The organism is Clostridium sp. (genome assembly GCF_018372875.1).
Classification (GTDB): Bacteria; Bacillota; Clostridia; order Clostridiales; family Clostridiaceae; genus Clostridium.
On sequence record NZ_JAHAIF010000056.1, the window covers coordinates 1 to 17209 of the forward strand.

13 protein-coding genes are annotated in these 17209 nt (G+C 27.6%); 12 read left to right on the forward strand and 1 reads right to left on the reverse strand.

All coding sequences use genetic code 11. The features are described from left to right. Positions 1-497 precede the first annotated feature (497 nt). Both KIB46_RS14025 and KIB46_RS14030 read left to right on the forward strand, forming a co-directional pair. Positions 498-662, forward strand: coding sequence for a hypothetical protein (locus tag KIB46_RS14025; RefSeq protein ID WP_156561379.1), 165 nt, complete (start codon positions 498-500; stop codon positions 660-662). Positions 663-808: 146 nt separating this feature from the next. After that, positions 809-1555, forward strand: a complete 747-nt coding sequence (locus tag KIB46_RS14030; RefSeq protein WP_291672687.1) for a polysaccharide deacetylase family protein — start codon at positions 809-811, stop codon at positions 1553-1555. A gap of 515 nt (positions 1556-2070) precedes the next feature. Here KIB46_RS14030 and KIB46_RS14035 read toward each other — a convergent pair. Further along, complete coding sequence (locus KIB46_RS14035) at positions 2071-3546, reverse strand: hypothetical protein (protein ID WP_291672689.1); 1476 nt, start codon at positions 3544-3546, stop codon at positions 2071-2073. Positions 3547-3827: 281 nt separating this feature from the next. On the opposite strand from KIB46_RS14035, the gene KIB46_RS14040 reads away from it, so the two are divergent. The 10 genes from KIB46_RS14040 to KIB46_RS14085 all read left to right on the forward strand — a co-directional run bounded on the left by KIB46_RS14040 (position 3828) and on the right by KIB46_RS14085 (position 16992). Next, positions 3828-4859: an HD domain-containing phosphohydrolase gene (locus KIB46_RS14040; protein ID WP_291672691.1), complete on the forward strand. Its 1032-nt coding sequence runs from the start codon at positions 3828-3830 to the stop codon at positions 4857-4859. After that, positions 4843-6930, forward strand: a complete 2088-nt coding sequence (locus KIB46_RS14045) for an ATP-binding protein (protein ID WP_291672693.1) — start codon at positions 4843-4845, stop codon at positions 6928-6930. The genes KIB46_RS14040 and KIB46_RS14045 overlap by 17 nt, the downstream gene beginning before the upstream one ends. Before the next feature lie 33 nt (positions 6931-6963). After that, entirely contained in the window at positions 6964-7320 is a 357-nt protein-coding gene (locus tag KIB46_RS14050; protein WP_291672695.1) for a hypothetical protein, read from the forward strand. Continuing rightward, positions 7317-8096 carry a response regulator gene (locus KIB46_RS14055; RefSeq protein WP_291672697.1) on the forward strand — a complete coding sequence of 260 codons (780 nt, stop codon included), beginning with the start codon at positions 7317-7319 and terminating at the stop codon, positions 8094-8096. The genes KIB46_RS14050 and KIB46_RS14055 overlap by 4 nt, the downstream gene beginning before the upstream one ends. Positions 8097-8213: 117 nt before the next feature. After that, the gene (locus tag KIB46_RS14060; protein ID WP_291672699.1) at positions 8214-10997 is read left to right on the forward strand and encodes a sigma-54-dependent transcriptional regulator; all 2784 of its coding nucleotides are present in this window, start codon (positions 8214-8216) and stop codon (positions 10995-10997) included. 254 nt (positions 10998-11251) lie between these two features. Then, complete coding sequence (locus KIB46_RS14065; RefSeq protein ID WP_156561386.1) at positions 11252-11557, forward strand: PTS sugar transporter subunit IIB; 306 nt, start codon at positions 11252-11254, stop codon at positions 11555-11557. 25 nt (positions 11558-11582) lie between these two features. Beyond that, positions 11583-12887 carry a PTS transporter subunit EIIC gene (locus KIB46_RS14070; RefSeq protein WP_291672701.1) on the forward strand — a complete coding sequence of 435 codons (1305 nt, stop codon included), beginning with the start codon at positions 11583-11585 and terminating at the stop codon, positions 12885-12887. A gap of 54 nt (positions 12888-12941) precedes the next feature. Beyond that, a complete protein-coding gene (locus KIB46_RS14075) occupies positions 12942-13250 on the forward strand; it encodes a PTS lactose/cellobiose transporter subunit IIA (protein ID WP_172458910.1) in 309 nt (102 codons plus the stop codon). A gap of 96 nt (positions 13251-13346) precedes the next feature. Next, entirely contained in the window at positions 13347-15551 is a 2205-nt protein-coding gene (gene bglX / locus KIB46_RS14080; protein WP_156561388.1) for a beta-glucosidase BglX, read from the forward strand. Between the two features lie 16 nt (positions 15552-15567). Beyond that, positions 15568-16992, forward strand: coding sequence for a 6-phospho-beta-glucosidase (locus KIB46_RS14085; protein ID WP_156561389.1), 1425 nt, complete (start codon positions 15568-15570; stop codon positions 16990-16992). The last annotated feature ends 217 nt before the right edge of the window (positions 16993-17209 follow it).

Here is a 17209-nt window from a genome sequence, read left to right on the forward strand (position 1 = left end):
AATTTCCTTACCTTAAGTAAGAAGGGAATAGATATTTATTTTTCTGTGACTTGGAGCTTGCGACGGAACAAGCAAAATAAATATCCGCTACACCTTTTTTATTTTGGTATTATTGTAAGTATTAAAGAAATAATTATTAAATTACGTTGAAGACTAGGATGAAGTAAGTATCCTAGTCTTCTATTTTATTCATAAAAGGATAAAAGACTATTCTTGTTTGATAATTAATATTGCCTTGGTAAAAGTTATATATATGTAATTATTATTACAATTTAATTACAAAAATAAAATTGCAACAATAGGAAAATGTAAAATTTTTAAATATTTATATAAAATATTTAAAAATTACTAAATCAGTATTATTGTAACTATTAATAAATTAAACAATAACGCTTACATAGTAAAAATGTATAAATTATAATTATCAGCAAAAGTTGACTAAATATTCCATATAAATATAATTAATAATGATAAACTAAAGGAGGATGAAGATTTAGATGGAAGAGATCCGTGAAGAATTAGGTATAATTGTTGGGGACCTATACATCAAATATGGAGGGACAGAAGAAATTTTAAAATTAAATAGTATTTTAGATACTCTTGTATTATTAGAGATGAAAGAAATTAATAAGGACATTTGTGAGCTACAGACATCCGTTTAAGATATTTGTTTAGAGTTAGTTAGTAGATTCAATCTATTTACTAGCTCATTTTTTTATTTATTAAATGAAAAATGAATTAAATATATGAAATTGTACAAGATAAATTGTAATAGGTTTTAATCTAAAAGTAATAAGGAGGAAAAAAAGTGAAATATAGAGTAAGGCGATCTTTATTATTTTCTTTAGGTATGCTTATTTTAATCTTTATGCTTGGTACAAGTGTTCCTAGTGTTAAAGTTTTTAATATAGAGGAACAAACTTATAATGAAGATTATGCTAATAAAAAAATTATATATCTAACTTTTGATGATGGACCAAGTTCTAAGATAACGGATGGGGTGTTGGAGGTATTAAAAGAAAAGGATGTAAAAGCAACATTTTTTCTTATTGGAAATCAAATAAAAGATAGAGAAGATGTAGTAAAAAGAATTCATAATGAAGGTCATGGTATAGGCTTACATACATATAATCATAAATTTAAGTATGTTTATCGTAATGAGGATACATTTATAAAAGAGATGGTAGAATGTAGGAATGAGATAAATAGAGTAGTTGGAGTCTCTCCTAATATAATTAGATTTCCAGGAGGCAGCTACAAACACTTAAGTAAACAGTTTTTAGCTAAGTTGCATGATGATAACTTTAAAGTTTATGATTGGAACTTAGATAATACAGATGGAATGAATCAAAAGCTTGATCCTAATGTTTTATATAAGAAAGCTATTAAGGGAAGCGAAAATTTACATCCTATAATACTACTTATGCATTGCACAGATATGAATAAAAATACTTACAAAGCCCTTCCAGATATAATAGATTATTATAAGAATGAAGGATATCAATTTAGAATTATAGATGAAAACACACCAGAGATGTATTTTAGGATTAAATAAGATAGAAAAAGTACCGCATTATTAAAGTATATGCAGTACTTTTTTATCTGAAAATGGGCTTTAAAAACTTGTATTAAGAAGCAAAGTTATATTTTTAATTTTAAATAAAGTATTACTCTCAGTATTACAACTAAGCTCTCAATAATATGGAAGGCTAGCCACACACCAGTTATGCCTGATAATACAGATAGTAGAAAAGCCATAGAAATTATAACCATTCATCCCCTTAATAAAGAAATAATTTGAGCTAGGAGGGCTTTTTTCCATACAACTAAAAACATAGGAAGAATAATATTAAATCCTACAAATATTACAGCTATAAAATAAAGCTTTAAGCCGTCTGTTGTAATACTTTGTAATACAAGATTATTTTCATTATTAAATATTTTAACAATTAGGTCTGCTAAGAAAAATATAATTAGATAGAGTATGCATGAAATAATAGAAGTCAAAAAAATATAAAAAATATGTGGATGGTAAACAATGTTGTTAACCATCCACTATGTTAAGTATTTTTATAAATTTTTTAAAAAGTCAGCTACATATATTTTTGATTTAAATTTTTCTGGTGTATTTAAGTATAGATTCTCTAGTAAGAGTGAAACAGAATTAACTAAAGGAGTATTAGTAGTAAATTTAAAATCTAAAAAATTATTATTATTATTAACAACTAAAAATTCATTTTTTTTGCACCAACAATAAAATAAATTATTGTTAAATTTTGATATATCGGGAATAAGACAAATGTTATAATAGTCAGTATTTAATAAATAATCTATTAAACAAGATATATGTCTTTTAAACTGTTCCTTGGTAAGAATTAGTTTTGGTGCAATCTCTGATATACTTTCATATATAATAGTTTCTTTCTTTGAAAATTCTATAAGATCATTAATAGAGTAAAAATCTATATTAAAAAAGTTAGGATTCTTATACAATGAATTCTTAATAGATTTAAAACAATTGAAATAAAATTCCCTATCTATTTCATTATCAACTGAATTACAAAGTATTTCGTAATATAATTCATCGGTCATTATAGATGTTAGAGGAAAAGAACTACAGTTATAATAAGAATGTTTAATAGAATTTTTATTAGGTAGTTGAATGCTATTAACCTCAAATTTATCCAATATTTCAGAAATACTTATATTGTAGAAAGTTGGGTATGATCTAGAAAGCATATTTTTACCCCATACTGCATAAAATTTTATGCTAATTGGATCCTTAAATAGAGTACTATAAAACTGTGGTTCATTGTCAACTATTTGGCTTGAAGACATAAATACTCCATCATGCTCCATTATGTGAAAAGAATAATTGTAATAATTATCAAGAGAATCAACGAAATGAGAAAAATTACAATTTTTATGATTTATTAATGGAGATAAATATACTCCTAGCTTTAAACTATTGCTATTTGAATATACAAAGTCCAAATGACAGCCCATATCTAAGAGCATTAAAGTTTTTTTTAACCATTCATTTCTGAAATCTTTATTATCCATCATTAAATCTAATGTCTTACAAAATACAAATAATAAACTCTGAGGTTTTCCATATGAAATAGCAGAGTTCAGAAAATTAAGAATTCCTAAAAGTGAGTTTTTTTCATCATCATAAATTGATATTGTAGTTGAATATGTAGATCCATTATTAATAAGATTGCTATTAATTTGTTCGTAGTTATTAATATCATCAAAGATGAATTTTTTTATTGAAGCTATTAATGAAGAAGTATTACCTAATGAATTGTTAGGTATATGGTAAATTGATGAAAATAACCTTTCAAGAAATTCAATTTCTAACTCTTTATTTCTTTCAATTAAAAAATAAATAGCATTATCAAAGTAAGCGGCATTAGTATCTATTTTCCTTGAACCATTTTTCCATTTACTTACTAAGCTTCTATCTACATTTAGAGCTTGTGCCATTTTTGAAGGGGAAACCTTTAAACTTTTTAATAAATAGCTAAATCCATTAGAATACACCTTATATCCTCCATTATATAAAATAGTCAAAATTACATTATAAGGTAAATATAAGATATTATCAATATATTAATAGACAATAGTTGACAAAATACCTTTTTATTTTATAGAATTAAGTGTATAAATTGTGAAAAATTAGCACTCTTAATTTCACAAAGTGTCACAGTGAATAAAAATGACAAAGGTTTAATGAAAAGTTTATTTTTAATATAATCTTAATAATTACTAATAACTTTATGGATATTTTGGAGGAAGTTGCTTTGTAGAGTAAGGAGAATAGTATGAAAGAATTCAGTTTATTTTATATAGATGATTGCAAAATTAATCATGATGTTATTTCAGCATTTTTAAGTAATATGGATATTAGTGTTGAATACTTTTATGATGCAATAACAGCTCTAGACCACATTAACTTAAGAAGACCTGATATTATTATTGTTGATTATATAATGCCTAAAATGAATGGACTAGAATTTATTAAGAAGATTAGGAGTCTTGATATAAAGATACCTATTATTTTAATTACTGCTGCTAGTGATGAGTCTATAAAGTTGAAAGCACTAGAAAGTGGGGCTACAGAGTTTTTGTATCTGCCATTTAATAGATATGAGTTTATGATGAGAGTAAAGAATTTATTAGAATTAATAAAATATCAAAGAAAAGTTGAAAATAAAGCTTTGGTATTAGCTCGTGGAATAAAAGAAGCTACTAAAAGTATTATAGAACGTGAAAAAGAAACTTTAGAAGTATTAGTAGAAACGGCTAAAAAAAAGGATTCAGATACTGGAAACCATGTTGTAAGAGTAGCTAAGTATTCAAAATTATTAGCAAGAGCTGTAGGTATGAGTGAAGAAGAGCAAGAAGAAATATATTATGCAGCACAATTACATGATTTGGGTAAAGTTGGAATAAGTGATCGGATAATAAATAAAAGCGGGCAATTAACATTAGAAGAGTTTGAAGTAATGAAAACTCATACAATAATAGGATATGATATATTGAAAAATCGTAGCAGTAAATATTTAAAAAAAGGAAGTATAGTAGCTTTATCTCATCATGAAAGATATGATGGATTAGGATATCCAAATGGATTAAAGGGGAATGAGATACCTATTGAAGGAAGAATAGTAGCCATAGCAGACGTGTTTGATGCGTTATTAATGAAAAGAAGTTATAAAAATAGTTGGTCTATTGAAGAGGCAATAGATTACATAAAAGGAAAAAGAGGAACTCAGTTTGATCCTTATTTAGTTGATATATATATAGATAATATTGAAGAAATAAGGAGAATTAGTTATGAATTTAAAGATTAAATCCAATAATTATTGGATGAAAGGAATTTTTTTTATTGGAGTTTTTTCTATTCTAATACTAATTTCTATATCTTATATATCAATAGTAAAATTAAATCTAAATTTCAATGGGAAAAAATATATAAGGTCTATATCTGAAGCACAACTTAGTTTGGTAGAAAATAAATTTGAGACAAGTGTTCAATCGTTATATCTTTTATCAGATTTTATGGAGATATATAGTCAAGAAACTAATAAAGATAAAAAAAATAATCTATTGAATGATATATTAGTAGATACTAAATTTTATGATATTGGATTTATTAATTTAAATGGAGATGTAGTAACTGATAATAATTATGATGTTAAAAATAAAAAGTTTTTCCATGAGATTATAAATGGAGAAAAATACTATTTTGAATATGAATTTGATGAACAAATTAATGAATACATATTTTACATAGCTATACCTACATACCAAGATAAAAAGCTTACAGGAGTTCTTTTTGCTAAAGAGAGAGTTAGTGAAATAGAAGGATATGAAAGTTATGAGGAAGATGCTAGTGAATTAGATAGATATATTGTACATTCTGATGGAACTATTATTTATAAAGATGATTCTAGTAGTTTTGAAACTGGAGAAAATTTATTCAATGAATTAAAGAACTATAATAAGATTAATGAAATTTTAGATATACAAGACAAAATAAAAAATAAACAAAGTACAATTAACTTGTTAAATTATATAGATGAAACTAAAGTTTTGAGTATTTATCCCATTAAATATACAGAAGATTTTTATTCTATTATAGCTGTTGATTATAAATCTATTGAGAACAGTGCTATTGGTATTGAAAAAGGAAGTTTTATTTTAATAGCACTATTTTTATTTTTGACAGGATTTAGTTTGTTTGTATCACTAATATATATGGAAAAAAATAAGGAATTAAAAGAAGAAAATTATAGAAAGAAAAGATTTTTATCTAATATTAGTCATGAGATAAGAACACCAATGAATGGAGTTATTGGTTCTGTAGAGTTAGCTTTAAAGAATAAAGATAATAAAGAAAAGTTACATTATTATTTGAATAATACACTAATTGCATCTAATAATTTATTAAATTTACTTAATGATTTATTAACCATGACTAAAGGAAAATTAGGTGAAATTAGATTATATGAGGAATGTGTAAGAGTTAGAGAAATAATTCAAAAGGTAAACTCAATAGTTTTACCAATTTTAGAGCAAAAGAAAAAAAGATATACCATAGATATAAGTTCTTTAGAAGATATTAGCGTAATATGTGATGAAAATAAGATAGTACAGATATTAATTAATTTAATTATTAATTCATCAAAGTTTACTGAAGAGAATGGAAAAATCCATTTATCTATTAGACTTATAAAAATTAAATCTAATAACATCGGAAAATTTGTATTTTCAGTGCAAGATAATGGAATAGGGATGACAAAAGAATTTATGCATAAGATGTTTCTTCCTTTCACTCAAGCAGATGAGTTTAATTCTAAACATAATGGAGGAGCAGGTTTAGGGTTATCAATAACAAAATCAATTGTGGATTTAATGGGAGGAGAAATTGAAGTAAAAAGTGAATTATCCAATGGAACTAGCTTTGATATTACATTACCATTAAAAATTGTAGATTCTAATCTTATAAATGTAAGTTGTCACAAAAACTTTTCTAATATAGGACAAGGTAAAAGAGTATTGCTTGCTGAAGATGATGAGATAAGTAGAATTATAGAATGTGAACTTTTAAATAGCCTGGGATTTGAGGTGGATGCTACTATTAATGGAAAAGAAGCATATAAAAAGTTTATTGATTCAGATAAGGATTATTATGATCTTATACTAATTGACCATATAATGCCGGAAATGAATGGCTATAAGTGCTGTAATAAAATACGTAATAGTAATCATTGCAATGCAGAAAGTATTATAATATTCGGTATGACAGCAGGTTCATTAAATAAAGGAGAGAAGTTAATTAGTAAATCAGGAATAAATGATTATTTAACTAAGCCAATTAATAAAAATTTATTTATAGAAAAGTTAGAAAAATATTTTTAGTAAATACTTAGGTATAATTGAGGGGAATGAATAATGAAATTAAGGTTTATATGTTATACAGATGCAATGATAAGATTACAAGGAGATAAGGTATTGTTTCTTAACTTGCTGAAAAAGTTCAGTGAGAGTTATGGTGAGTATATTAATGAGATAGAATCTTTAATCAATAGTTCTGATTATATGGAGGCATATGAAGTTACGCATTTAATTAAAGGAACTGCTGCTAATCTAAGCATGAAAAATTTAGAGTTTGTAAGTGACAAACTTTGTTATGCATTAAGTAATGCCGATAAAATTGATATTGAAGTTTATTTAAGTAACTTTAAAAGAGAGTTCATGTGTGTTTTAGATGAAGTAAAGGAGTATTTAAGTGTTGGAGGTAACTTATGAAGAATGTTTTATTTTTGCTAAATAACTTACAGGGATATGTGCATATAATTCGTGAATTAATGGACTCTAATATCAATGTTAATATAATTAGCGCTTATAATACTCAGATTATTTCAGCTTTACCTAAGGATTTTTATGAAATAATAATTGTTGAAGATATTAATGAAAATAATTTTTCACTTAATTGTGCCAAGTTATTGAAAAGAACATGTAAGGAAAGTGATATAATACTAATTTCTGATAATAAGGGAGTTTACTTAGATACAGAAATAACAAAAATAATATCAAAAAAATTTTTTTTAGAGAGGTATAGAAAAGTACTAGAGTCATGCAAAATTAAATGGGTAGAGAATATTGATAATTCTAAAATAGAAATTAATAATTTTATTGAAGAAAATAAGAATGTTATTATAGTTGATGATGATTCAATATCATTAGCTATATTAGATAATATTCTAACTGTAGAGGGATATAATGTAGAGCATTTTGATTCAGCAAATGATGCTATAAGATATATAAGTTTTATTGAAAATAGTAAAAAGAAAGTAGATTTATTTATTTTAGACTTAATTATGCCTAATATAGATGGTTTTAAGCTATTAAAGAAAATACGAGAATATAATAATTTTAGAAATATTCCAATATTAATTGTGTCATCAATAAGTGATAAAAGAGTGGTAGCGCAAGCGGCTAAATATGGGGTAAGTGGATATATATTAAAACCGTTTAATAGGATTGATGTTAAAAATAAAATAAAATCAGTAATAAATCAATAGATTTAATAAAAGGAGTAGTTTAATACTACTCCTTTTATAGTAAGTGTATAAATGATATAATCTCTATGTAAATATTTACTTTATGTTTATAGCAAAAGATAATAGGGGTGTAATAATATGAGAGAAAAAACTAGCGAAGATAGTATCTATAATTTTATTACTAACGTCTGTAGAGAACAGGAAAGAAAAAATGGAATTATAACTGGTTGTGATACCAATTATATTGCAGAAGGTATGAAGTTAAAAAGGTCCAATGTAAGTGCCGTTTTAAATAAGTTATGTAGAGAAGAGAAACTAATAAAAATAAAAGGGAAACCTGTTATCTATAAAATAACTGAAGAATCATTAATTGAAAATAAGTTAGATAAAATTCATGTAGATGAAGTTTCTGTGTTTGATGAATTAATTGGAAGTGAAGAAAGTTTAAAGGGATGTATTTTACAAGCTAAAGCAGCTATAATGTATCCTCCAAGGGGATTACATACTTTGTTGCTTGGAGAAACAGGGGTAGGGAAGACACTATTTGCAGAAACAATATATAAGTATGCTAAATCAACTAAAGTATTAGATGAAGAAGCTCCGTTCATTTCTTTTAATTGTGCTGATTATGCAAACAATCCTCAATTATTACTTTCTTATTTATTTGGTGTAAAAAAGGGAACATATACAGGAGCCAATGAAGATAGAGATGGTATTGTAGAAAAGGCAAATGGGGGAATACTATTCTTAGATGAAATTCATAGATTACCTCCAGAAGGGCAAGAAGTTTTATTCTATCTAATTGATAAGGGGGAGTATCGTCCTTTAGGAGAAGTAGAAAAATATAAAAAGGTTGATTTACTAATTATATGTGCAACAACTGAAAAGAAAGAGAAAGTTTTATTAAGTACATTTAGTAGAAGAATACCTATGACTATTTCCATACCATCTCTTACAGAAAGAACATATAAAGAGAGATTTAAGCTAATAAGTGAATCATTTTATATGGAAGCAAAGAGAGTTAATAGAGAGGTAGTAGTAACTCCTGAAGCTATAAAAAGCCTTTTATTATACAATTGTACAGGAAATGTTGGACAACTTATGAATGATATTCAGCTTGGTTGTGCCAATGCCTTTCTAAGCAGTATGGTAAATAGAAATAAAGAGATAGTAGTAGATATTAATCAATTTCCTGATCATGTAAAAAGGGGAATATTAAATTATAAATCAAATAAAAAAGAAATAGATAAAATAGTAATTGAAAAGAGTTTATTTAAGTTTACAAGGGATAGGGAAAAGCCAATTGAATCTATAAGAGAATCGGAAGATAGTCTTATTACATTATATAACAATCTTGAAAATCGCATGGAACAGCTTAAGAATAGAGGTTTAAATAAAAATGATATATATATGATTATGAGCATGGATATAGATAAATATTTTAAAAATTATATATATAAAATTTCTACAGATATTAATAAAGAAGAAATATCTAAGATTGTAGATGGTGTTCTTATAAAGATGGTAGAAGATTTTATGGAATGTGTAGGAATAAGATTAAAGAGGGTATTTACAAAGCAAATATTTTATAGCCTGTGTCTTCATATTAGTACTTCTATTGAAAGAATTAAGCAAGGAAGATTTATTGTTAATCATAAGTTACAAGAAATACAAACAAATCATAGCAAAGAATTTGAAATGTGCTTAGAGTTGGCGCATAACATAGAAAATGTATATGAGATTAGTATTCCTAAGGATGAAGTTGCTTTTATAACAATGTTTATAACTGAAGAATATACAAATAGTAATGAATATGTGGATAATAAGCCAAGGGTGCTTATTGCTATGCATGGAGAGAGTACAGCAACATCTATGAAAAATGTTGTTAATAGGTTACTTGGGAGCAATAATACTTATTCGTATGATATGGATTTAGATAAATCTACAAAGGAAGCCTATGAAGAGATAAAAGAAATAGTTAGAAATATTGATGAAGGTTCAGGAGTAATTCTTTTAGTTGATATGGGATCTTTAGATAGGTTCGGAGATTTAATTTATAGTGAAACTGGAATAAAGGTTAAAGTAATAAATATGGTAAGTACTCTTATTGCCATAGAAGTTGCAAGAAAAGCACTGATTAATAACGATATTGAAGAAATATATAGGGAAACTATTGATAATATTAAATATACATTTAGTTATGATGATACAAATTATAATAGACATGAATATAAGAAAGAGAATATAATAGTTACTTTGTGTATTACTGGCGAAGGTGCTGCAGTTAAGCTTAAGAGCATGATAGAAAATAATAAGATAGTTAATGATAAAAACATTGATATTTATGCTATGTCTATACTAGATAGAGAAGATATGTTAATTAAGATAAAAAGACTTTCCAATGAAAAAAATATTATAGCTATTGTAGGCAGTATAAATCCAGATATATATGGAATACCATTTGTTCCATCAAGTGAATTATTTAGTAATGAAGGATTTAATAAAATAGAAAAACTTATTGAGATGGAGATTTCTAAGTTTACACCTATAAATAAAGATAAAGATGATGCAGAAGATATGTGTGGCAAAATAATTGAGGCATTTAAAGGGGAAATAAAAACATATGATTTAGCTTCTACTAAAGATGCGCTAATTCAATTTATTTATAATGTTGAAGAAAAGTTTGGATTAACTATGAATTTAGATACCATAGTAGGTGTCATAATGCATATGATATCTAGCATTGATAGAATTAAACTTGGAGAACATGTGGAAAAGCATATAGATAGAGATATACTTTCAATAGATAAAGAAGAGATAAGTAAAATAAAAGAAGTTTTAAAGCCAATAGAAAAGAAATGTGATATGAAATTTGTTGATGATGAAATTTATTATGTATATACATTAATTAAAAACCTATAGTATATGTGTATAAAATAATGTGTATATTTAAAATTGTGATGTGTATATTTTGGATTTGATCAGTATAATTAGAAAATGCATGTGAAATTAATAAAAAATATTAATATTTAGAGATGTTGTAAATACAAGGTTTACAGCATCTTTTTTATTTTTTATATAAGAAAAAATAAAGTGGTAGAAGTGTATGGCATGAATATTGCTGTATAAAAATAATGTAAATGATATCATTAACGTTTTGTTTGGAGGAATTATAAATGAAAATTTTATTGGTTTGCGCAGCTGGAATGTCTACAAGTTTAGTAAAGAAAAAAATTGTTGCGGCTTTTGGTCCAGAAGAAGAAGGATGGACAATAAATGCAGAAGCATATGAAAAACTAGAATCAGTAATAAAAGATTACGATGCTATATTACTAGGACCACAAATTGCTTATAAAAAAGATCAACTTTTAGAAATAGCTAACAAGTATAATAAACCACTTAGTACAATAAGCCCAGTTGATTATGGTATGGGCAATGGAGCTAATATATTAAAACAAATTAAGAAAATGATTAATAAATAGTCTTATATGATGGGAGGAAATAAAAATGAATAGTTTTATGGAAAAATTAGAAAATGGGTTAAATAAATATTTAATGCCATTAGCAGACAAAATAAATAGAAATAAAGTAATGACAGCAATTAAAGAAGGTATGATGTCTTCATTACCTGTAACATTAATAGCATCAGTAGCACTTATCTTAAGTAATTTTCCATTTTTAAGTGATTTTGCACCAAGCGTAGATGCTATATTAAAGAAGATATTTGCACCTATAAGCCCTATTACATTGGGGTTGTTGGCAATATATGTAATTATAGGTACAGCAAGAAGTTACTCTAAGCAAAAAGATATAGATCCACTTTATGGTATTATGTGTGCTTTAGCTTCATTTTTATTAGTAACTCCATTTACAGCAGTTTCAGATGTAGTTGTAAATGGTGAAACTATTAAAGGGGCAATTGTAAATGGACTTATTCCAACTAATGTATTAGGAGCATCAGGAGTGTTCCCAGCATTATTAATTACTTTTATATCAATAAGCGTTTTAGCATATTTGCATAATAAAGATTTTACAATAAAAATGCCAGACTCAGTTCCTGAAAATGTAGCAAAACCATTCTTATCAATTATTCCATTTGGTGGTGCTATATTAGTTGCACTTGCTATTAGATTAATATTTGAAATGACTTCATTTGGTACATTACAAAACTGTGTTGATACAATTATTACAAAACCATTCTTAAGTTTTGGTAATAACATATGGGTATTCTTATTTATACTTATCGTAGCTCAAGTACTTTGGTTCTTTGGAATTCATGGAACAAACTTAGTTTTAAATACTGTATGGCAACCAATTGCAATGGTAGCAATGGCAGCAAATTTAGAAGCATTTAATGCAGGAGAACCATTACCATATGTTTTAACAGCAGCATTTACTTGTTTTACAGGACAAGCTAAATTATCAGAAATAGTTGCTTTATGTGTTGTAGGTAAGTCAAAACAATCAAAGGCTATAGGTAAATTATCATTAGTACCAGCACTATTCAATATACACGAACCATTTGTATTTGGTTTACCAGTAATCATGAATACTACATTAATGCTTCCATGGATATTTGTTGAAGCACTACAAGCTGGATTAGCATATTTATTAGTAAATTTAACAGGAGCAATTCCAATATTCCAAGCACCATGGACTTGCCCTCCAATTATACAACAATTAATTGCAACTAACTTTAATCCTTGGTCTGTAGTTATAACAATAGCAACTTTTGTATTAGGATTTGTTATATGGATACCATTCATGAAATTATTAGATAAGCAATACTTAGCAGCTGAAAAAGAACAATAAACTTCAGGAGACTCTGTATAAGCACAAAACTGTTTAGAACAAGGAGAAAATATAATGGATCAAGAATTAATAGCACTAAATTTAATATCGAACTCTGGAACAGCAAGAACAAAGGCATTTGAAGCACTTCACAAGGCAAGAGAAGGAAAATATGAAGAAGCTAAAATTTTATTAAAAGAATCTGAAGAAAGTTCTTTACTTGCCCATAATGCACAAACTGAGTTATTACAAGCAGAGGCGAATGGAGATAATTCTAATTACAGTATTATTATGGTTCATGCTCAAGATCATTTAATGACATCTATTTTAGCTAAAGAGTTAATAGAAGAAATGGTAACAATGTATAAAGAATTGAAAAAATAAAATAACTTTAAGGGGTAGAACTACATTTTTAAAGAATTTAATGTATTTTCTATTCCTTAAAAGGCTATATAAATAAGTATTTAAGGCGGTGTAGCAATGAATAAAGCAGAATTACAAAAAATATTTGATGATTTAACATTAAAAGAAAAAATATATCAACTAGTTCAATTATCAGGAGAATTTTTCAAGTCAGACACTTTAGCAGTAGGGCCAAAACAAAAGTTAGGGATAGATCAAGAAGTAGTAGATAATGTAGGATCAATATTTAATGTATTTGGAGCAGAGCAATTAATAAAGATACAAAAAGAATATTTAGAGAAGAGCAGACATAAAATTCCGCTATTATTTATGGCTGATATTATAAATGGCTATAAGACAACTTATCCAATACCACTTGCTTTAGGATGTACATGGAATCCTGAATTAGTAAAAGAAGGTATGAGTAATACAGCAGAAGAAGCAGCAGTTACAGGAATTCACATAACATTTTCACCTATGGTTGACTTGGTTAGAGACGCTAGATGGGGAAGAGTAATGGAGTCTACAGGTGAAGATAATTATTTAAACTGTGAATTTGCAAAAGCATTTGTTGAAGGATATCAAGGAGATTTAAATCCAGATAAAAATATAGCATCTTGCGTAAAACATTTTGCAGCTTATGGAGCACCAGAAGGTGGCAGGGAATACAATACCGTTGATATGTCTGAAAGAAGATTAAGAGAAGATTATCTGCCAGCTTATAAAGCAGCTGTTGATAGCGGATGTGAGCTTGTTATGACATCATTTAACACAGTTGATGGTATACCAGCATCAGGGAATAAGTGGCTTATGAGAGATGTGTTAAGAGAAGAATGGGGCTTTAATGGAGTAATAATTTCAGACTATGCTGCAATTCAAGAACTTATAGCTCACGGAGTTGCAGAAGATGATAGAGAAGCAGCAAAGCTTGGAATAGAAGCTGGTGTTGATATAGATATGAAGACACCTGTTTACTCAAATCAGCTTGAAGGTTTAGTTAAAGATGGGGTTATTAGTGAAGAACTTATTGATGAAGCAGTGTGGCGTATTTTGAATCTTAAAAATAAGCTTGGATTATTTGAAAATCCATATAGAGGAGCAAATATTGATAAAGAAAAAGAAGTAATCTTATCACCAGAAAAGCGTAAACTTGCTAGAAAAATTTCGGGAGAGTCAATAGTATTACTTGAGAATAATGGTGTATTACCACTTTCAAAGGATAAAAAGGTTGCTCTTATAGGACCATATGGTGAAAGTAAAGTGTTATCTGGTTCATGGGCTATTAACAGCGATCCAAAGGATGTTACACCACTAATGGATGCGATAAAGGAGAAGCTATCAGAAGGAAATTTCACTTATGCAAAAGGGTGTGAAATGATTGAAGATAAATCTATATTAGGTGGATTTGGTAGAGCTGTAGAAGAAGAAAAAATAGAAGTTGATCCACAAAAAGATATATATGAGGCAATTGAAGCTGCTAAAAAATCTGATATTGTTATTATGGCTTTAGGTGAACATCCTCTTCAAAGTGGAGAAGGTGGAAGTAGAACAGAATTATCTATAGAAAAGATACAGTTAGAATTATTAGAAAAAGTAAGAGCCTTAGGAAAGCCAGTAGTATTAGTTATATTTAATGGAAGACCACTTGTATTAACTGACGTAGTAGGGAAAGTTGATGCCATTGTAGAAGCATGGTTCCCAGGAACAGAAGGTGGAAATGCAGTTGCAGATGTTCTATTTGGAGATGTGAATCCATCAGGAAAATTAACTATGAGCTTCCCAAGAAGAGTAGGGCAAGCACCTCTTTACTATAATGAATTTAATACAGGAAGACCTGCAAAAACTTCTATTCATAACTCAAGATTTACTTCTAGATATATAGATGTAGAAAATAGTCCATTATATCCATTTGGATATGGATTATCTTACACTAAGTATGAGTATAGAGATATTAATTTAAATTCAGATAAACTAACTAATGATGGTGAAATAATAGCTACTATAAAGGTGAAAAATGTAGGTAGCGTGGAAGGGTTAGAAACAGTTCAATTATATATTCAAGATATAAAGGGCAGTGTAGTAAGACCAGTTAAGGAACTTAAAGGATTTAAGAAGGTAAAACTACAACCAGGTGAAGAGAAAGAGGTTAAATTCACAATAAATGAAGAAATGCTAAGATTCTATACTGCTGGTATGGAATTTAAATCAGAACCAGGAAAGTTTAAACTATATATAGGATGTAATTCATCAGAAGTTAAAGAAACTAACTTTGAACTACTTTAATTAAGGAGGAGTTAATATGAGTTTTCCAGAAGGATTTTTATGGGGAGGAGCAACAGCTGCAAACCAATGTGAAGGAGCATATAACGAAGGTGGAAGAGGATTAGCAAATGTAGATATAACACCACATGGAAAGAATCGTTTTACTGTTATGCTTGGTTTAGATGATACGTTAGATTTTCATGAAGGAGAATACTATCCAGCTAAGGTTGGTATAGATATGTACCATCATTTTAAAGAAGATATAGCTTTATTTGGAGAAATGGGCTTTAAGGTTTATAGAATGTCTATAGCTTGGTCAAGAATTTTTCCAAATGGAGATGAAGAAATTCCTAATGAAGAAGGGCTAAAATTCTATGAAGACCTATTTAAAGAATGTCATAAATACGGAATTGAGCCTTTAGTTACAATAACACATTTTGACTGCCCTATTCATCTAATTAAGAAATATGGTGGATGGAAAAATAGAAAGCTTGTAGGCTTCTATGAAAATTTATGTAGAGTTTTATTTACAAGATATAAAGGGTTAGTAAAGTATTGGTTAACTTTCAATGAGATAAATATGATACTTCATGCACCATTTATGGGAGCTGGATTACTAATTGAAAATAAAGAAACAGAAATGAAGGATAAATATCAAGCTATTCACCATGAATTAGTAGCAAGTGCTTTAGCAACAAAAATAGCTCATGAAATTGATCCCAATAATATGGTTGGATGTATGCTTGCTGCAGGAAATACTTATCCTTACACTTGTAAACCAGAGGATGTATGGAAGTCAATGGAAAAGGATAGAGAAGGTTATTTCTTTATAGATGTACAAGCTAGAGGATATTATCCTAACTATGCAATAAAGGCTATGGAAAGAGAGAATACTATGCCAAAGATGGAAGAAGGAGATAAAGAATTATTAAAAGGTAACACTGTTGATTTTGTATCCTTTTCATATTATTCAAGTAAAGTTGCAAGTACTGAAGAAATGGCTCCAACTACAGAGGGAAATGTATTTGCATCTGTTAAGAATCCATATTTAAGTGCTAGCGAGTGGGGATGGCAAATAGATCCACTTGGATTAAGAATCACATTAAACTCTATTTATGATAGATATCAAAAGCCATTATTTATTGTAGAGAATGGATTGGGAGCTAAGGATGTAATTGAAGAGGATGGTTCCATTAACGACGATTATCGTATTGAATATATAAGAGAACATATTAAAGCTATGCATGATGCTATTGAAATAGATGGAGTGGAACTACTTGGATATACAACTTGGGGATGTATTGACTTAGTTTCAGCTTCTACTGGAGAAATGTCAAAACGATATGGTTTTATATATGTAGATAGAGATGATGAAGGAAATGGAACTTTAGAAAGAAGAAAGAAAAAATCTTTTGATTGGTATAAAAAAGTTATTTCATCAAATGGTAAAAACTTGGAATAATATAAAAAGTAGTTCATAAGTTCTTAAGCTTATGAGCTACTTTTTTATTCTTTAGGAAATTATAGCTTCAATTAAATTTTGGATAACTTCAACAATTTAGCGATACATTAGTTCATTTCTTCCTAAAGAATAAAAAATAAAATATATGCCCCTGCAAGATTTTCCTCAGGCAAGCTTCGGAAATGCAGATGGGCGAAAAAATATATATTTATTTGTT